The sequence below is a fragment of the Bacillus sp. 166amftsu genome (assembly GCF_900107445.1).
GTDB lineage: Bacteria > Bacillota > Bacilli > Bacillales > Bacillaceae_G > Bacillus_A > Bacillus_A arachidis.
Window position 1 is genome coordinate 239,330 of sequence record NZ_FNQA01000001.1, and the last position, 19,229, is coordinate 258,558.

Annotated in this window: 20 protein-coding genes; 1 reads left to right on the forward strand and 19 read right to left on the reverse strand. The window is 37.5% G+C overall.

Annotated elements, in window-relative coordinates; all coding sequences use genetic code 11:
* Positions 1 to 121: 121 nt before the first annotated feature.
* The 9 genes from rncS to BLV40_RS01345 all read right to left on the reverse strand — a co-directional run bounded on the left by rncS (position 122) and on the right by BLV40_RS01345 (position 9,289).
* Positions 122 to 859: a ribonuclease III gene (gene rncS / locus BLV40_RS01305; RefSeq protein ID WP_026590301.1), complete on the reverse strand. Its 738-nt coding sequence runs from the start codon at positions 857 to 859 to the stop codon at positions 122 to 124.
* Between the two features lie 59 nt (positions 860 to 918).
* Positions 919 to 1,152 carry an acyl carrier protein gene (gene acpP / locus BLV40_RS01310; RefSeq protein WP_000786062.1) on the reverse strand — a complete coding sequence of 78 codons (234 nt, stop codon included), beginning with the start codon at positions 1,150 to 1,152 and terminating at the stop codon, positions 919 to 921.
* Between the two features lie 71 nt (positions 1,153 to 1,223).
* Positions 1,224 to 1,964: a 3-oxoacyl-[acyl-carrier-protein] reductase gene (gene fabG / locus BLV40_RS01315; protein ID WP_090687115.1), complete on the reverse strand. Its 741-nt coding sequence runs from the start codon at positions 1,962 to 1,964 to the stop codon at positions 1,224 to 1,226.
* A complete protein-coding gene (gene fabD, locus BLV40_RS01320; protein WP_026590299.1) occupies positions 1,958 to 2,908 on the reverse strand; it encodes an ACP S-malonyltransferase in 951 nt (316 codons plus the stop codon). Before fabD ends, fabG begins: the two co-directional genes overlap by 7 nt.
* 14 nt (positions 2,909 to 2,922) lie before the next feature.
* Positions 2,923 to 3,915 carry a phosphate acyltransferase PlsX gene (gene plsX, locus BLV40_RS01325; RefSeq protein ID WP_090687116.1) on the reverse strand — a complete coding sequence of 331 codons (993 nt, stop codon included), beginning with the start codon at positions 3,913 to 3,915 and terminating at the stop codon, positions 2,923 to 2,925.
* Complete coding sequence (gene fapR / locus BLV40_RS01330) at positions 3,912 to 4,505, reverse strand: transcription factor FapR (RefSeq protein ID WP_026590297.1); 594 nt, start codon at positions 4,503 to 4,505, stop codon at positions 3,912 to 3,914. Before fapR ends, plsX begins: the two co-directional genes overlap by 4 nt.
* A 90-nt stretch (positions 4,506 to 4,595) precedes the next feature.
* On the reverse strand, positions 4,596 to 6,644 hold the full coding sequence (gene recG, locus BLV40_RS01335) for an ATP-dependent DNA helicase RecG (protein ID WP_090687118.1): 2,049 nt from the start codon (positions 6,642 to 6,644) through the stop codon (positions 4,596 to 4,598).
* 583 nt (positions 6,645 to 7,227) lie between these two features.
* Positions 7,228 to 8,904: a DAK2 domain-containing protein gene (locus BLV40_RS01340; RefSeq protein WP_090687119.1), complete on the reverse strand. Its 1,677-nt coding sequence runs from the start codon at positions 8,902 to 8,904 to the stop codon at positions 7,228 to 7,230.
* A 22-nt stretch (positions 8,905 to 8,926) separates the two neighbouring features.
* A complete protein-coding gene (locus BLV40_RS01345; protein WP_000021109.1) occupies positions 8,927 to 9,289 on the reverse strand; it encodes an Asp23/Gls24 family envelope stress response protein in 363 nt (120 codons plus the stop codon).
* 355 nt (positions 9,290 to 9,644) lie between these two features.
* On the opposite strand from BLV40_RS01345, the gene rpmB reads away from it, so the two are divergent.
* Positions 9,645 to 9,833 (forward strand): 50S ribosomal protein L28, encoded by a 189-nt coding sequence (gene rpmB / locus BLV40_RS01350; protein WP_000124776.1) that lies wholly within the window; start codon positions 9,645 to 9,647, stop codon positions 9,831 to 9,833.
* Positions 9,834 to 9,904: 71 nt separating this feature from the next.
* Here rpmB and spoVM read toward each other — a convergent pair whose 3' ends face one another.
* The 10 genes from spoVM to def all read right to left on the reverse strand — a co-directional run bounded on the left by spoVM (position 9,905) and on the right by def (position 19,218).
* Positions 9,905 to 9,985, reverse strand: coding sequence for a stage V sporulation protein SpoVM (spoVM, locus tag BLV40_RS01355; RefSeq protein WP_001213600.1), 81 nt, complete (start codon positions 9,983 to 9,985; stop codon positions 9,905 to 9,907).
* Between the two features lie 66 nt (positions 9,986 to 10,051).
* The gene (locus BLV40_RS01360) at positions 10,052 to 10,693 is read right to left on the reverse strand and encodes a thiamine diphosphokinase (RefSeq protein ID WP_090687121.1); all 642 of its coding nucleotides are present in this window, start codon (positions 10,691 to 10,693) and stop codon (positions 10,052 to 10,054) included.
* A 111-nt stretch (positions 10,694 to 10,804) separates the two neighbouring features.
* Positions 10,805 to 11,449, reverse strand: coding sequence for a ribulose-phosphate 3-epimerase (gene rpe / locus BLV40_RS01365; protein WP_090687122.1), 645 nt, complete (start codon positions 11,447 to 11,449; stop codon positions 10,805 to 10,807).
* A 2-nt stretch (positions 11,450 to 11,451) separates the two neighbouring features.
* On the reverse strand, positions 11,452 to 12,333 hold the full coding sequence (rsgA, locus tag BLV40_RS01370; protein WP_026590292.1) for a ribosome small subunit-dependent GTPase A: 882 nt from the start codon (positions 12,331 to 12,333) through the stop codon (positions 11,452 to 11,454).
* Between the two features lie 284 nt (positions 12,334 to 12,617).
* On the reverse strand, positions 12,618 to 14,591 hold the full coding sequence (pknB, locus tag BLV40_RS01375; RefSeq protein ID WP_090687124.1) for a Stk1 family PASTA domain-containing Ser/Thr kinase: 1,974 nt from the start codon (positions 14,589 to 14,591) through the stop codon (positions 12,618 to 12,620).
* An 8-nt stretch (positions 14,592 to 14,599) separates the two neighbouring features.
* A complete protein-coding gene (locus tag BLV40_RS01380; RefSeq protein ID WP_026590290.1) occupies positions 14,600 to 15,352 on the reverse strand; it encodes a Stp1/IreP family PP2C-type Ser/Thr phosphatase in 753 nt (250 codons plus the stop codon).
* A gap of 4 nt (positions 15,353 to 15,356) precedes the next feature.
* Entirely contained in the window at positions 15,357 to 16,445 is a 1,089-nt protein-coding gene (rlmN, locus tag BLV40_RS01385; RefSeq protein ID WP_026590289.1) for a dual-specificity RNA methyltransferase RlmN, read from the reverse strand.
* 4 nt (positions 16,446 to 16,449) lie between these two features.
* Complete coding sequence (rsmB, locus tag BLV40_RS01390; RefSeq protein WP_090687125.1) at positions 16,450 to 17,784, reverse strand: 16S rRNA (cytosine(967)-C(5))-methyltransferase RsmB; 1,335 nt, start codon at positions 17,782 to 17,784, stop codon at positions 16,450 to 16,452.
* The gene (fmt, locus tag BLV40_RS01395) at positions 17,781 to 18,725 is read right to left on the reverse strand and encodes a methionyl-tRNA formyltransferase (protein WP_026590287.1); all 945 of its coding nucleotides are present in this window, start codon (positions 18,723 to 18,725) and stop codon (positions 17,781 to 17,783) included. The genes rsmB and fmt overlap by 4 nt, the downstream gene beginning before the upstream one ends.
* 16 nt (positions 18,726 to 18,741) lie before the next feature.
* Complete coding sequence (gene def, locus BLV40_RS01400) at positions 18,742 to 19,218, reverse strand: peptide deformylase (protein ID WP_026590286.1); 477 nt, start codon at positions 19,216 to 19,218, stop codon at positions 18,742 to 18,744.
* Positions 19,219 to 19,229: the final 11 nt, after the last annotated feature.

Consider the following 19,229-nt stretch of genomic DNA (forward strand, 5'->3'; position numbering starts at 1 on the left):
TCCATGGTTTATGTCTGTAAAACCAAGCTACTGTACGGATTCATATTTATTTTTTATATCGAAATAAAAATAAAGTTTTATTCTATGCACAAGGAATCCCCCTCATTTAAAGGGGGATTCCTTATGATTGTTCTTTTAACGTTTTCAACGCCTCTGCAGCAGCTTGTTGTTCTGCTTCTTTTTTCGACTTGCCGCTACCAAGACCAAGAGCTACGCCATTTAATGTCACACGTGACACAAATTCTCGATTGTGAGCAGGTCCTTTTTCTTGCAAAATTTGGTACTCAATATTACCGCTACCATCACGTTGAATTAATTCTTGTAATTGACTCTTATAATCCATCACATGAGAAAAAGCACCTTCATTAATTTTCGGATATACAATTTCTTTTAAGAATTCCCAAACTGTATCCAATCCTTGATCAAGGTAAAGGGCACCAATAAACGCTTCAAAGACATCCGCTAATAAAGCTGGTCGTTCACGTCCGCCTGTCATTTCTTCACCTTTTCCTAATAGAACGAGATTACCAAATGACATTTCATTCGCAAAACGGACAAGAGATGGTTCACACACAACAGCTGCACGCAACTTTGTTAATTCTCCTTCGCTCATTGTCGGATATTTTTGAAACAAATACTGTGATACAGTTAGTTCTAATACAGCATCTCCGAGAAATTCAAGACGTTCATTGTCTTCATGTGGCTTTTTTCGATGCTCATTCACATACGATGAATGCGTAAATGCTTGAATCAATAATTTTTCGTCTGTAAACGTAATACCTATTTTTTGTTGGAACGTTTTAAAAGCTTCACGATATTTTGTTTCATATTTCTTTTCTCTATATTTTCGGTACGGCATAGGTCCCTCCAGATATAAGCCGAGAAAGCCCCGCTATAAAACGGGACTTCGCTCAAACATTATAGATGACTCTCTATGTAAGTCACAGCATCGCCAACAGTAGCAATTTTCTCTGCATCTTCATCAGAAATTTCCATTTCAAACTCATCTTCTAATTGCATTACAAGTTCAACTACATCTAGGGAGTCTGCACCTAAATCTTCTTTAAAGCTTGCAGCTGGTACTACTTCTGTTTCTTCTACTCCTAAACGATCCACGATGATTTTCGTTACACGCTCTAAAACATCTGCCATAATTCATTCACCTCCCCTCAAATATTATATTAAATATTTCACAAAAAAACTAGGTGAAATCTTTTCTTTTATTACATTACCATACCGCCATCAACATGTAGTGTTTGTCCTGTAATATATTTGCTGTGATCAGCAGCAAAAAATGTAACAGCATTCGCAATATCTTGCGCTTCTCCAAACTTAGCAGCAGGTATTAATTTTAGCATTTCCTCTTTTACGTTTTCGCCTAATATATCTGTCATATCAGTAGCGATAAACCCTGGAGCAATTGCATTAACTGTTATATTGCGACTAGCTAATTCTTTCGCAGAAGTCTTAGTCAATCCAATTACTCCCGCTTTTGCTGCAACGTAATTCGCTTGACCAGGATTTCCTGTAACACCGACAACAGAAGCGATATTGATAATGCGACCATGACGCTGACGCATCATATAACGAGATACTGCTTTTGTACATAAGAATACACCTTTTAAGTTTGTATCAATAACTGTATCCCATTCTTCTTCTTTCATACGCATTAATAAATTGTCTCTTGTTACTCCGGCATTATTCACAAGAATATCAACTTGTCCAAATGTATCTACAGTTTGCTTTACCAGGCTTGTAACTTCTTCAGCATTAGCAACATCCGCTCTTACTGCGATTGCTTCTGAACCAAGTTTTTTTATTTCATCAACTACTTCGTTTGCTTTCTGCTCATTACCAGCATAGTTTACTACAACCGATGCTCCTTGCTTTGCTAAATCAATTGCAATTGCACGGCCAATCCCGCGTGATGCACCTGTTACTAACGCTACTTTCCCTTTTAACATCCGCTTTCTCCTCTCAAACTTGAAATGGTATCTTTCAATGTCTCTTCATCATATATCGCATATACCTTCGCAGATGGAGCAATTGATTTCATAAGACCAGCAAGAACTTTCCCAGGACCGATTTCAATAAATGTATCTACCCCTTGTTCTACCATTTGTTCAATAGATGGGTACCATAACACAGGTGAATAGAGCTGTTCAATTAGCTTTTCTTGAATATCTTCACTACGACTTACGCAATTTGCCGTAACGTTCGCAACAACTGGAATGTTCGCATCTTGAATTGTAATTTCGTTTAGAACACTTTGAAACTTCTCAGCTGCCGGCTTCATTAATGAAGAGTGGAATGGACCACTCACACGAAGTGGGATTGCTCGTTTCGCACCATTTTCCTTCACTTTTTGAGAAGCGAGTTCTACTCCTCGTTTCGTTCCAGAAATAACAATTTGCTTCGTGCTATTCATATTAGCAATTTGCACAGCATGACCTTCACTCGTCACTTCTTCTGTAACTTGTTTCAGAACATCTGGGTCTGCTCCTAAAATAGCAGCCATTGCACCTTCTCCACTCGGCACAGCTTCTTCCATATATTCGCCACGTTTTCTCACAGCGTAAACAGCATCTTCAAATGTTAATGCTCCCGCTGCCACAAGTGCGCTATACTCACCTAAACTATGTCCTGCAACATAATCGGGTGTAATATCATATTGTTTCAAAGCTGTTAAGATTGCAATACTTGTCGTCAATAGTGCTGGCTGCGCATTTGTCGTTAATGTTAACTTTTCCTGAGGTCCTTCAAAAATCAACGATGAAAGAGACTCTTGTAAAACTTCATCTGCTTTTTGAAATATTCTTGCAACCTCTTTATTATTCCCTGCTAATTGCTGTCCCATTCCAACTGCCTGTGAACCTTGGCCCGGAAAAAGAAATGCCAGTTTTCCCATTTCAAATCCTCCTCTTATTGAAGCGGCTCTTTCTCTATTACACTTGAAATTGTAGGAATTACTTCTTTCGCTACCATTTCTCTCGTTTGACGAATCGCACTAAAAATCGATTGATCATTAGAAGATCCATGAGCCTTAATGACAGGCGCTTTTAATCCAAATAAAGCCGCTCCGCCATACTCCGAATAATCCATTTTATCTTTTAATACCATCAGCTTCGGTTTTAATACCGCTGCCGCTAATTTACTTGTGAACGAACTCATTAATTGTTCTTTTAACATAGAAAATAATGCAAGTGCAGTTCCTTCTAATGATTTTAATGCAACATTACCAGTAAAACCATCACATACAACTACATCGGCTACACCTTGTAATAAATCCCTTGATTCAACGTTTCCTACAAAATTAATTGGTGCATCTTTTAGCATGGAAAATACTTGTTTTGAAAGATCATTTCCTTTCCCATCTTCCGTACCAACATTTAAAAGTCCGACGCGTGGATTTTGAATCCCTCTTACCTTCTCAGCGTAAACAGACCCCATAACCGCGTATTGATATAAATGGATCGGTTTTGCATCAACATTTGCTCCAACATCTAGCATCACAAAACCTTCGCCATCCACAGTTGGCATTGTAGGGGATAAAGCTGGTCGTTCAATCCCTTCCATTCGACCTACAACAAATAATCCAGCCGCCATCAAAGCTCCTGTACTACCCGCTGATATACAAGCATCTGCTATACCATCTTTTACTTGCTGTGCTGCGAGCACCATTGAAGCTTGCTTTTTACGGCGAACAGCTCTTACCGGCTCGTCTGTTGCTTCAATCATTTCGTCTGTATGAAGGATTGTAATACGTTCTTCATTTGTTAAATATTGACGAATTCCCTCTTCTTTTCCTACTAATGTTATATGTAAATCTGAATATTCCTTAATAGCTTTCATTGCTCCTAATACAACTGCTTTTGGAGCGTGATCGCCACCCATTGCATCTATTACGATTTTCATAAATTGTTACCTTCCTCACTATAGTTACTAGATCGATACATTTCAAAAGTGCCTGTAATAACAAGTTCTTCTCCAACAAAGCTACGCACTTTGACAACCGTCCGTCCTTTATCATTCTCCACATCCTCAACGCGTGCTTTTGCAACAACGCGTTCTCCTAATTTTACAGGACGAATGTATCGAATGGTAGACTTTGCAGTTAAAGCTAGTTCTTCATCAATAACTGCAACAGCTAGTGAGTTTGCTTGAGCAAACAAATGATGCCCACGTGCAATTTGATTTCTTTTAAATACATGCTCCATCTTTACTTCAAAGATAGAAATTGCATGTCTATCTAATTCTATATCAATTATTTCCCCTACCACTTCTTCTAACGGTAAAGATTTCACATCTTCTTCATGTTGCCGTGTTGCTACATATTTAATTCGCTCTCTTAGCTCTGGAATAGATAATTCCATTCGATCAAGACGAACCGTTTGTATACTTACTTGAAATTGCTCTGCTAATTCTTCATCCGTGATGAAAGGATTTGTTTCTATTGTTTGTTGTAATAATGCTTGTCTTTCTTTCTTACTTCTTCTTTTTTTCATACCGCACCATCCATTTTTATGACTAGGTACTAACAGTAGTATATAATCATTAAAAGTAGAATGCAACAAAAAAATTTGCACATTTCACTTTCAATCGAGCTTTTCCCCTTGAAACACACCTGTTCCTTCAAGATATACACGCAGCGGCGCATACTGTTCATTATGCCAAAATGCTTCTGAATCAACCAGTATGGATGCATCTTGTCTCGCCGTTTCCAATGCTCGATAATCATGTACCATATCAGCTACCTTAAACTCTGGTAGACCACTTTGCTTACTTCCAAAGAAATCCCCAGGACCACGTAACTCTAAATCTTTTTCCGATAATACAAATCCATCATTTGTTTCCGTCATAATGCGCATACGCTCTTTCCCAGTTTCCGATTTCGGATCCGCAATTAACAAACAGTAAGATTGCTCACTCCCACGCCCAACACGACCTCGAAGCTGATGCAATTGCGATAAACCAAAACGTTCCGCATCATAAATTACCATAACTGTTGCATTCGGCACGTTAACACCAACCTCAACTACAGTTGTTGAAACAAGAATTTGCACTGTATTTTCACTAAATTGCTCCATCACCTCTTCTTTTTCTTGAGAAGATAAGCGTCCGTGCATTAATCCTACTTGAAATTTCCCTTGATAATGATGCATTAGCATGCTATGTAAATCAATTGCATTCTGCACATCAAGCTTTTCAGATTCTTCAATAAGTGGACAAATTACATAAGCTTGTCTCCCCTTCTTCACTTCCTTCTCCACAAAGCCAAGAACTCGTTCTAACATGTCATGTTTTGCCCAATACGTTTCAATCACTTTACGTCCAGCTGGCATTTCATCAATAATAGAAACATCCATCTCTCCAAAGGCTGTAATTGCCAATGTACGAGGAATAGGTGTTGCTGTCATAAACAACACATCTGGGCTCTCACCTTTCTCTCGCAAAACGCGGCGCTGCGCTACACCAAAGCGATGTTGTTCATCAGTGATAACAAGTCCAAGTCTATGAAAAATGACCTCATCCTGAATTAAAGCATGCGTCCCAACAAGAACATCTATCTCGCCCTGTTCAAGTTTTGCTAAAATTTCACGACGACGTGCTCCTTTAACCGAGCTTGTTAATAATTCTACGTTCATATTAAAATGAGAAAATATCTCTGCTAGTGACTGATAGTGTTGTTCTGCCAATATTTCAGTAGGAACCATTAACGCTCCCTGATAATAGGCAAGTTTTGCTGCATAAAGAGCAATCGCAGCTACGACCGTTTTTCCCGATCCAACATCTCCTTGTAATAACCGATTCATCCGATAAGGAGACTGCATATCTTTCATAACCTCAGAAACAACGCGGCGCTGCGCACCAGTGAGCGGGAATGGAAGCGCGTCAGTGAACTCTTCTAATTCTTTCATAGAAATATCTTTTTTTGTCCCTTTTGAATTTTCTCTTTCTATCTTACGAAGAGTTTGCATTTTGAGCTGGAATAAGAAAAATTCTTCATATACAAATCGTCGACGCGCTTGCTTTAAATCTTCTTGTCCAACTGGAAAATGCAATGCCCGAAGTGCTTCATATCGAGGTAGCAACTTATAACGGCTTAATAAACCATCTGGTAACACTTCAACTATAGAGTTACCATATTCTTTTATAGCTTGTGCAATAAAACGGCGCATTTGCTTTACTGTTAATTTTCCTTTGACGGAATACACAGGTTCTACTTCTTGCTGACGTACAACTGGACCAAAGTGAAGCTCAGAAACAGAAATCGTCTGACGATGCTGATCCCATTTCCCAGTAATCGTCACCGTTTCATCAAGCTTCAATTTTTGCTTATAGTACGGTCTATTAAAACATACAGCTGTAATTAAATAGCGTCCAACAAGCACACGAACAGTAAGACGTGATTTTTTCTTTCCATAGTATTGTAATAAAGGAGCACTATGTACCTTCCCTTCCACTGTTACACGCTCTTCATGCTTCACTTCTGCCAGATCTTTCATCGCGTAGTCTTCATAACGGTACGGAAAATGCTCTAATAAGTGGGAAACTGTATAAATTCCCATCTCATGTAATAATTCAGATGTCTCTTCCCCGATTCCCTTTACATCCGTAATAGGAATTTGCACAACTTCATTCAAGATTTTCACGCTCCGTCACATCATTTTTCTTAGTTTTATTCAAGTATATTCTACATACCAATTTAGATAGATATACAATTCCATATAACTCATACATCTAATGTCGTCCTAGCTTGTAATCGCCCACTTCTGCCTTTTCTATTCTATCATAGGCATTCTAAAGGACACTAGCCTTATACATGATCACCTATATAAAACGATTTTGATTTTCTAACATATACGTCGCAGCTACAAAAACAAAAGGAGACATTCACTCTGCTTTCACATGACATGGGGTTAAAATAGGCAACCACCTCTATCCATGATCGGACCATCTCTACCGTCTAAAAAAAGGTTTTCTATCTATTTTTCAATTTGTATTTATATAAATGTCTACTTATTTAAACAAGCAAACTATGTGAATTTTTTATCATATATAATTCGAAAAAAGATATATGAAAGAAAAGAGCCTCACTATAGCAGTAAGGCCCTTTTCTCATCCATATACTAGCCTTTTGAATAAGAACTGCAGACAATTTACGTCATTCATTCTTGCTCATTAGCAAATAAACAATTTTCCCCTTATTATCAAAAGGAATTTATCTTATTCTACAGAGAAAATGAAAGAATATACAGGTTGATTTCCTTGGTGTACCTCTACCTCTGCCTCTTCAAACTTCTCTTCTACAAACGCAACTAATTCTGCAACCTCTTCATCTGTTGCATCTTCACCTTGCAAAATTGTTACGATCTCAGAATCTTCATCAATCATGCTTTCTAGCAGCTGCTTCCCTGCATCTACCTTTTTAGCATTTGTAGATACGATTTTCCCATCTGCAATACACATGAAATCATTTTTTTGAATCTCTACACCATCAATTTCCGTATCACGAACTGCATACGTAATTTGACCTGTTTTCACATGCGTTAGCGCTTCTTTCATGTTCTCTTCATTTTCTTCTAATGTTCCAGCTGGGTTAAATGCCAACATCGCAGCCATTCCTTGAGGAACAGTCTTTGAGCGAATAACAATAACTTCTTGATCAACAACAGAAGCAGCTTGTTCTGCTGCCATCACAATATTCCCGTTATTCGGTAAAATAATGATTTTTTCAGCATTTGCGTCTTCAATTGCTTTCACGATGTCCTCCGTACTTGGATTCATCGTTTGACCACCTTCGATAACCTCAGTTGCACCAATGCTCTCAAATAAGTTTTTAATACCGGATCCCATCGCTACAGTTACGATACCATACGGCTGTTTTTCTTTCTGTTCTTTCACTTCTTCATGCATTGGTGTTGGTCCATCTAATAGAGCAGTATGCTGTTCACGCATATTTTCTACTTTAATTTTAATCAAACTACCGTAACGTTGACCGTAGTTCATTGCATCCCCAGGATGTTCTGCATGAATATGAACTTTTACAATTTCATCGTCCGATACAACAAGTAGTGAATCTCCATATACACTAATATCTTCACGGAATTTTTGTTCAGAGAAATTATGTTCCTTTACTTTTTCAGGCTCTAATTTCACCATAAACTCCGTACAATATCCGTATTTAATATCTTCTGTACTCAATTGGCTTTGTACACTACGGTGATGTTCTGCACGTACCATTTCATTCATAGATGGTTGCGCAATTTCATCTGAAGAGATTGTCTCTCCTTTTAAGTCAGCTAAAAAGCCTTCGTATACAACAACAAGACCTTTACCACCGCTATCTACAACGCCAACTTGTTTTAATACAGGTAATAAATCTGGCGTACGATTTAACGATGCATTCGCTTCTTTTACAACGTCTTCCATAAACAAAACAAAGTCGCGTTGTTTTTTCGCAACTGTGACTGCATATTTAGCCGTTTCTCTTGCAACTGTTAAAATCGTTCCTTCAATCGGTTTCATAACCGCTTTATACGCTGTTTCTACACCAGCTTCTAAAGCTGCTGCAAAATCAACTGTTGTTAACTCTTCTTTTAGCTCAATAGACTTAGAGAAACCTCGGAATAATTGAGATAAAATAACTCCTGAGTTACCGCGCGCGCCCATCAATAATCCCTTTGCTAAGCTTACACCGACTTTACCAGCATGCTGCGAAGGGTTTGATTTTACTTCACGTGCGCCTGAAGTCATTGATAAATTCATATTTGTACCGGTATCGCCATCTGGAACTGGGAAAACGTTCAATGCATCAACAAGCTGAACATTGTTCGTTAAATTATTCGCTCCTTGAATAATCATTTGTGATAAACGTTTTCCATCAATTTTTTGAATTGACACAGATTTTCCTCCTTAATGCACATTACAAGTTTATTACTTTAACTCCTTGTACGTAGATGTTTACAGAATCTACTGCTAGTCCTACCGTTTGATCTAATGTATATTTCACTTTCGTTTGGACGTTATGTGCTACCTCTGAAATTTTTGTACCATAGCTCACAATAATATACATATCAATATGTACTTCATCTTCGTCTTTACGAACAATAACGCCTCTAGTGAAGTTTTCTTTTCGTAAAATGTCTGTTAATCCATCTTTTAATTGATTCTTTGAAGCCATACCAACGATACCGTAGCAATCTACCGCGGCACCTCCAGCAATTGTTGCAATTACATCTGTACTAATATCAATTTGACCGTACTTCGTTTTAATTTCAATTGACATCTCGTTTCCCCCTTCATTAATGGTGAAAGTGAGCTAGACTACTTTAATTACTATCATATAATCTTTTTAAAGAAAATTCCATCGTTCTTTCTTTTCGCTCTCATATTTATGACGAGCAAAATAGTCCATTGTTATTATACAACATGTACTACTATAATATGTCAAGTAATTTTTCTTGATTTTTACTTTTCTTTATTAACATTTGGTGTCAAGTAATTTTTCTTGATTTCTTTTTTATACACTGTTGCATTCTCTTTTTAGTTGTGTTAAATTATAGTAGTGTTTTTAGCATCGCATAAAAGACTAACATTGAAAAAATTACGTATGGTAAGGTAGTTAAGGGAGGGAAATATAGATGGCTCGTGTTTGTGCTATTACTGGAAGAAAAGCTCGTTCTGGTAACTCTCGTTCTCACGCAATGAACGCTACAAAACGTAAATGGGGCGCTAACCTTCAAAAAGTTCGCGTACGCATCGACGGTAAAGTTCAACGTGTTTACGTTTCTGCTAGAGCATTAAAATCTGGCAAAATCGAACGTGTTTAATAATAAAAAAAAGAGCCGATAGGCTCTTTTTTTATTATCCTCATGAAAAAAGCACCATTAATGGTGCTTTTTTAGTCCTTTTTAAAGGTATTTAACACCGCGCGAACAATTCCACCAAGAAATTTAGGTAACTTAATTGTATAAAATCTCATGGTTTCCCTCCTAACCCCCATTACTCCACTTGTTTACTATATGATGCAAGCAGCAAAAGTGTTTCTTTAATCAGTGCTTCTTATCACCATTAATATGCCAGAAGTAAATGAAAAAGTACCTTTTTCCACAATGAGTTCATTACTAATACAAAGCGTCGATCCCCATTCTATCGTTTTATCAGTGAGAGGATATTTAAAACCGCGAAGTGTAATACCATTTACAATTTCCGTAACAGGTACAAAGGATACGTATGGAAATTGTTCATTTTCTTCAATTGTATATGTACCTACTTTTTTTACAGAGATTTCATTTTTATTGTCAACGATATACATTTCAGTATGCGCTTCCAATCCTTTTAAAAGCATTTGAATATTCGCTAATCCATGGTCAAGCCTTCCACCTGTAGCACCAAAAATACGAATCAATTTCGGCTTTTGCTCCAATGCCCAATGAATTGCAATTTCTAAATCCGTTTGATCTTTTTCCCGCGGAACAATATGTAACTCATCTGTCTGTTTTTGCATCCACGCTAATTCTTCACCTGTAACCGAGTCATAGTCACCAAATGCAACAGTAGGTGCGATTCCTCTTTGCAACAAATAATATACACCACGATCAACCGCAGCCCATACTACTTCCTCGTTTTCATAAAGAGAGAAATCGGCACAATACTCCTTAGGTCCTCCAGCTAAAATATGAATAATCATCTTTTCTTTCCCTTCCCTTCTATAGAAAAAGGCAATCTGCCATTCGGTAGATTACCTTTTTTCACATTATCCCGTTCTAACAGGTCATGAAAGTTTTCTTACATCTATTCCTTATCCACGAATTATTCGAATTGCTTCACCGCGGTCTTTTTGATTGTAAACTGCCGATCCTGCTACAAGAACATTTGCTCCTGCTTCCACACAAAGTCTTGCAGTCTCAGTGTTTACACCACCATCAACTTCGATTTCTACTTGTAAATTACGCTCTTTGACCATCTCTGCAACTTGTTTAATTTTCGGTAATACAGAATGAATAAACTTCTGTCCACCAAACCCTGGATTTACTGTCATAAGTAATACCATATCAACATCTTCTAATACGTGTTCAATCATTGAAACTGGTGTGTGAGGATTTAATACAACCCCAGCTTTAATACCATGCGATTTAATTAATTGAATTGTACGATGTAAATGTGGGCAAGCCTCTACATGAACAGTAATAATATCCGCTCCAGCTTTTGCAAAAGTAGGAATATAGTTATCCGGATTTTCAATCATTAAATGTACATCTAATGGTAAAGATGTAATTGGACGAATCGCTTCTACAATTAATGGACCAATTGTAATGTTTGGAACAAAATGGCCGTCCATTACATCAACATGGATATAATCCGCTCCGCCCTTTTCTATATCTTTAATTTCTTCCCCTAGTTTGGAAAAATCTGCTGATAAAATCGATGGTGCAATTTTAATCATAATTAATACCTCGGCTTTCTCTCTCTAATTTCTTCTACAAATTGTTTGTAATGTTCATAACGATATTGCGTAATCTTTCCTTCTTCAACTGCAGCTTTTACCGCACATTTCGGCTCTGAAAGATGTGTACACCCTCTAAACTTACAGTATTGGCTTTCTTCTTTCAACTCTGGAAAACAATGCGTAAGATCTTCTACTTCTATGTCAATAAAATCAAGAGAGCTAAAACCAGGTGTATCTGCAACAAGACCGCTTCCTACTGCAATTAATTCCACATGTCTTGTCGTGTGCTTTCCACGTCCTAAATGAGAGGAAATATCATTCGTTTTTAACGCTAAATCTGGGCGTAATACATTTAACATGGAAGATTTACCCACACCAGACTGTCCTGCAACAACTGAGACACAACCTTCTAAAAATGGTTTGAGAATATCAATACTTTCCGATGTATTTATAGAAGTAAACAACACATCATATCCCATTTCACGATAATCATTCGCATAAGATTCAACAGTTTCTCGCATTTTTTCATCTACTAAATCCATTTTGCTAATACAAATAATCGGTTTAATGTTATGATGTTCAATTAATACGAGAAATCGATCTAATAACCCCGGATTAAAATCTGGTTCAACCGCTGAAAAAACAAGGATTGCTTGATCTACATTAGCAATTGGCGGTCTAACAAGTTCATTCTTCCGCTCAAAAACCTCTAAAACATAGCCTTCATTCGGATTATCCGCTTGAAAAACTACTTGATCTCCTACAAGCGGTGTAATTTTATTTTTTCTGAACACACCACGACCGCGACATTGTGTAATGCCATCTTCATGCTGCACATAATAAAAGCCACTCAAAGCTTTTACAATTTTTCCTTCTGCCATATAATTCTCCTTTATTCTATATAAAGTAAAATTTTTATCAGCCCTTCATCAAACAGACTTTTACATGCTTTGAGACGAGGTACTGCCAGCGAGTACTGGGATAAAACTAACTACCAGTTCAGATTCCCCTTTATTTTCACTTCACTTTTATGGCCGTTCTTCTATTTCAAAACGTAAATTTTCGCCATTTTTCCCATCCGCTACGTTAACAGCATAACAGGCAAGAACAACAAATTCCACTTTCCATACAAAGAAGGTGGAATCCATAATATGGAGACACACCTTTACTCAGCTGGATATGGGACATCTTTATCAATAATTGTCGTTCCATCTCGAACAATTTTATAATGACCTTTTGTTCCTTCTTGGATAACAAATGCTAAAGAAATAGTAGTTGACTCTGTTATCGTCCGTGTTTCAATCGGTTTATCCATTTTCTGCTGCATATCTTCTTTATATATCTCAATTGTTTGCGGTTTTTTCTCACCTACTACAGGAGACTCGTAAGGAATCGGGATGTTATCCACTTTTACTGTTTTCGTTACTTTTGGTTTCGGACCATCAGAGACAGTAATCGTTACTTTATCCCCTTCTTTTAGCGGTATTCCTGGTTTTGGTGATTGTGAAATTACCAGTCCTTTATCAACTGTATCTGAATATTCTCTTTTCACATCTGGAACCAGTTTCTTTTCACTTAAATAGCTATTCACGCTATTTTCAGTCCATCCAGAAAAATCAACAGGTCGAATTTGGTACGGACCTTTACTTATCCACACTTTTACATCTTGCTCAGCTTCAACAACCATTTGATCTGCCGTTGGAATTTGCTCAACAACTTCACCTTTTGGTTTTTCACTTTCAATATAGTATGGGACAATAATTTTATACTTCCCTTCTAATTCTTTTTTCAAGGTTTCAAAATCTTGCCCAATTAAATTACTCATCTTATTCTTTTGTTTTCCGCCAGATTGATAAATAGTGATTTTTGTATTTTCCTTTACAACTCTTCCCGCTGCTGGATTTGTTTTAATCACCTTTCCTGCTTCTACTTTATCTGTATAAACAATGTTAGGCTCAGCAACCTCAAAACCTTTCTCAACAAGTGCATTCACAGCTGCTTCATATTTCATACTAGACACATCTGGAATTTTCACTTCTTTCGGTATAAAGAACCCTGGAATCACAGTAAGGGCTAACGTTATACCGATTGCTAAAAGTAAAAATGTTGTAATTAAAATTTTCAACAATTTGTTACTTCGCTTTTTTTTCTCGTTTGGTTTCACTTCTTCATTTTTTATCTGTTCGTCTACCTTACTTCCATTCAATACAATTGTTTCATCACTTACATTTTCAAATAATTGTTCTTGTTGAATAATTGGAATTGCTTTCGTCGCTTCCATATCTTCAGGTATATAGAATGGTTGCTCATTAATCCGTTCTGGATATAAAGCTGTTTCAATGTCTCTTTTCATCGCATTAGCAGACTGATAGCGATGAAATGGATCTTTTGCGGTTGCTTTTAAAATAATATTTTCTACACTTTGTGGAATATCCGGATTCCATCGCTTTGGAGACGGCGTCTCATTTTGTAAATGTTTTAAAGCTACCGCAACTGCCGATTCCCCTGAGAAAGGTTGACGACCTGTTAACAATTCAAACATAACAATCCCAAGTGAGTAAATATCCGATTGTTTATTTGCTATGCCTCCGCGCGCTTGTTCTGGCGACAAATAATGAACAGAACCGAGTACAGAGTTCGTATGCGTTATCGTCGTTGCACTTGTAGCTGTCGCAATACCAAAATCGGTCACTTTCACAATTCCATCATTCCGAATTAAGATGTTATGTGGTTTTATATCTCGATGGACAATTTCAAAATGATGAGCGTGTGCCATTGCAGATGTTAGCTGCTCCATAATATCAAGGGCTTCCCCTATAGGTAACATCCCACGCTGATTTATGTATTGCTTTAATGTTTGTCCAGGTACATATTCCATAACAAGATAATAAATTCCATCTTCTTCCCCAACATCATACATATTCACAATATTTGGATGCGACAACGTTGTAACAGATTGCGCTTCTCGATGAAAACGTTTAATAAACTCATCATTATTCGCATAATCGAGTCGTAGTATTTTTACCGCTACATCCCGGCCTAGTATATCATCATGAGCTAAATATACATTGGCCATTCCACCGCCACCAATCATTTTTAGCAGCTTATAACGGTCGTTTAGGCGTTTTCCAATCATCACGTTGTTATTCACCTACTTTCGTTTGCCGAATCCACATAATCAACAATGACAAGAGTAATATTATCTTCTCCACCACGATCATTCGCAAGTTGAATAAGACGTTCTCCCTTTGTCTCGAGCTGTTCGTTTAATAGCAAAATTTTTCGCATATCATCCATAGCAACTTTATTTGATAATCCGTCAGAGCAAAGAAGCAATTGATCATTTTCTTCTAACACTAATGTTTTAACATCTAATCCAACTTTTTCTTCTGTTCCAAGCGCTCGTAAAAGCACGTTCTTTTTTGGATGATACTCTGCATCTTCTTTTGAAATTTCACCATACCTGACAAGTTCATTTACAAGTGAATGATCCTCAGTTATAAGTGAAATCTCACCATCTGATAACATGTAACAACGACTATCTCCTATATGTCCAATTGTTACAAACCCTGCCGTACAAATTGCAACAATAACAGTGGTTCCCATACCATTGCACTCTACATGTTGCTTCGAGTATTCGTATACCCTCTCGTTAATCATTTCAACGTTTATATGTAACCATTCTTCCGCTTTTTTTGGTGTATCCATACTATACGTTTGCTTCCAATAATCATGGAATAATTGAATGGCCATCGAGCTAGCAACATCGCCAGCTCGATGACCTCCCATTCCATCAGCTACTACAGCTAAAATATCTCCATCTAAATTATGAAAAACTCCTGCACTATCTTCATTATGTTGACGAACTTTACCTTTATCCGATAGAAACACGGCTTTCATCTTGTCACCTCGTCTCTTCTTTGCGCTCCTTTGCACGCAACTGACCGCAGGCAGCATCAATATCATGACCTTGTTCACGGCGAATCGTTACATTCACTCCACGGTCTTTTAGCGTTTTTTCAAATAAGAAAATTTGCTCACGTGGCGTTCTTACATAATCGCGCTCTGGTACGTAGTTTACCGGAATTAAGTTCACATGACACTTTACACCTTTTAACAATTGAGCAAGTTCTTCAGCGTGCTCAACTTGGTCATTTTCTCCTCCAAATAAACCATATTCAAATGTAATACGACGCCCCGTTCTATTTACATAGTATTTAATAGCTTCCATTAAATCTGGCAGCTTATATGCACGGTTAATTGGCATTAATTTTGAACGTAATTCTGTATTTGGAGCATGCAATGAAATCGCAAAGTTAATTTGCATATCTTCTTCAGCGAACTTATAAATTTTCGGGATAATTCCACTTGTTGAAACCGTCATATGACGCGCACCAATGTGGATTCCTTTTTCATGATTTACAATGCGTAGGAACGCCATTAAATTATCGTAATTATCAAACGGTTCTCCGATACCCATTACAACAAGAGAGCTCACGCGTTCTTCTGTCTCATCAAGCGCACGTTGAACCTCAACTACTTGTGCTACAATTTCCCCAGCCTCTAGATTTCGTTTTAAACCACCTAGTGTAGATGCACAAAATGTACAGCCAATACGACATCCAACTTGCGTTGTTACACAAATGGAATTTCCATATTCATGTCGCATTAATACTGTCTCAATAGAATACCCATCATATAATTGGAATAAAAATTTAATGGTTCCATCAGAAGATGTTTGTTTTACTAGCGTATTTAAAGTAGTAATATCAAAGGAATTCGACAATTTATCACGCAATCCTTTGGAAAGGTTTGTCATATCCTCATAATTTTTTACACGTTTTTTATATAACCAATCAAAAATTTGACCTGCACGGAATTTCGGTTCACCTTTTTCCTTTAACCAATCTTGCATTTCATGAAGTTGTAAAGAGTAAATAGATGGTTTTTTTGTTTCTAAATTTTTCTTTTGTTTTTTTACAGTCGTTTCCATGATGCTACACCTTCTTTCTTAAACAAGCAATATAAAAGCCATCTGTTGCAAAATAATGCGGTAAAATTTGTACTTGTCCCTCATTTATATAGGGACGTAATTTTTCTGGCATGCGTTCTTTCATAGTAGTATCCCATGTAAATTCAGGATGCTCTTGTAAAAATCGCTCTATCACTTGCTCATTTTCTATTTTTTCAATTGTGCACGTACTATAAACAAGGCGACCACCTGCTTTTAACAGAGGAGCTACCTTTTCTAGTATCGATAGCTGAATTGTCGACAGTCTTTCACTATCGCCTTTCTCTTTCCCTAATTTAATATCAGGTTTACGTCTAATTACACCAAACCCAGAACACGGTGCATCCACTAATATTTTATCAAAGCTTTCGCTTGCAAAATGCTCTTGAACTTTTCTGGCATCAAGTGCCTTTGTTTCAACATTTTCTAAATCAAGGCGCTTCGCTTGTTGCTGAATTAAACGAACTTTATGCGGATGTAAATCAAGCGACATCACCTGTCCAGTTCCCTTTAAGCGTTCTGCAATATGTGTTGTTTTCCCACCAGGTGCTGCGCAGCTATCTAGAACCATATCTCCTTCTTCTGGTTCTAGAGCACGTGCAACAAGCATTGAGCTTTCATCTTGAATAGAGAGGAAACCTTTTTGAAATGCTTCTGTATGCGCTACATTTCCTTTTTCAAGTTGAATAGCATCTTCGGATAAATCACCACGTTTTGCCTCTACGCCTTCATCTTCTAATAAGCTAATCGCTTCTTCTACTGTTCCCTTATCGACGTTTACACGCGCTGCTGAAACAGGTGGAATCAAGTTCATTTCACACATTTTTTCCGCTGTTTCTAAATCATATGCTGCAGTCCACTCTTTTACAAGCCATTCTGGATGACTCGTTGCAACAGCAAGTCGCGATATCGGATTTTGTATTTCTTCTAAAGACGGCACACCTTCACGTTGAATTGAGCGCAGTACTCCATTTACCATTCCTGCAATCCCTTTATGACCACGGCGTTTTGCAATTTCAACCGCTTCATGAATTACCGCTCTTTCTGGAACACGATCTAAATATACCATTTGATATAGGGACAGACGTAGTAAAACTTTTACCCATGCCTCTACCTTTTTTCTTAAAAATGGTTGTAAATAATAATCAAGCGTATCACGACGTTGAATCGTTCCATAAACGATTTCTGTTAATAAACCAACATCTTTTCTATCAATTTGACTCTTCTCAATCAAGTTATTTAAAAGTAAGTTACTATAAGCACCACTTTTTTCAACTTGCATTAAACCATCAAGAGCTAACTCACGAACATTCTCTCTCATGCGTCTTCTCCTAACTTCGTCCCAATTTCAGGTTTTGTTCCACGTAAAAATTGTGAACAGCTCATACGTTTTTTACCAGATGGCTGCAGTTCAGTAATTTTAACACCCGTTTCATTCCCTGTTGCCACAACGAAACCATCTTCTTCAATCGCTACAATAGAACCCGCTTCAGCCTGCATAGTTACAGGAACTTTTTCGCCCCACCATACTTTTACAACTTGTCCTGCTAAAGTCGTATAAGCAACTGGCCACGGATTTAAACCACGAATATGGTTATATACTTCCTCTCCTGTTTTCGTCCAATCAATCTTTTCTTGTTCACGTTTAATATTGTAAGCAAATGTTACTTGATCCTCATTTTGTTTAATTGGTTCTAATTTCCCTTGTATTAAAAGTGGAACTGTTTTTGATAATAAATGCGCTCCAGCCTCACTCAATTTATCAAATAATGAACCAGTTGTTTCACGCTCTTCAATTTCCACTTCTACTTGCGTTAAAATATCACCAGCATCTAATTTTTCCACCATATACATAATTGTAATACCTGTTTTTTCTTTTCCTTGCATGATGGAATAATGGATTGGTGCACCACCGCGAAGCTCTGGCAGTAATGAAGCATGGACATTAATACATCCGTACTTCGGTGCTTCTAAAATTTCATTTGGCACAATTTGTCCAAACGCAGCTGTTACAATTAAATCGGGCTCTAATGCCAATACTTTTTCATATTCGTCTTTTTCACGAATTTTTAACGGTTGTAATACTGGGATACCATGTTTTTCCGCTTCCACCTTAACAGGTGTTGGTGTCATAACTTTTTTTCTGCCTACTGGACGATCTGGCTGCGTTACAACACCAATCACATCATATCCATCTTCAATAAGACGACGAAGCACCGGTACAGAAAAGTCCGGTGTTCCCATGAATACTACTTTTATCATTCAAAAACCGCTCCTTTTACATCTCTTCTAATTCATTTTCCTCGTAATATCTCGTCACTTTTGATGTAAACAACACACCGTGTAAATGATCGATTTCATGTTGGATTGCGCGTGCTAAAAAATCATTTGCTTCTAACAAAAAGATTTTACCACGACGATTTTGCGCACGTACTTTAATATACTCTGCACGCTCCACTTCACCATAAAGTCCCGGAAAGCTTAAGCAGCCTTCGGGACCTACTTGTTCACCACGTTTTTCTAAAATAACTGGATTAATCAGTTCGATTTTTCCAGTGTCATCACCAATATCAACAACTGCCACTTGCAAACTTACACCGACTTGCGGCGCTGCTAAACCGACTCCATCTGCAACTAACATTGTTTCGTGCATATCTTTTAACAAATTCACTAACTTTTTATCAAAGTTGATTACCCGTTCACATGGGGTTTCTAACACTTCATCTGGGTGCTTTACAATTTCTAAAACTGCCATATTTTCCTCCG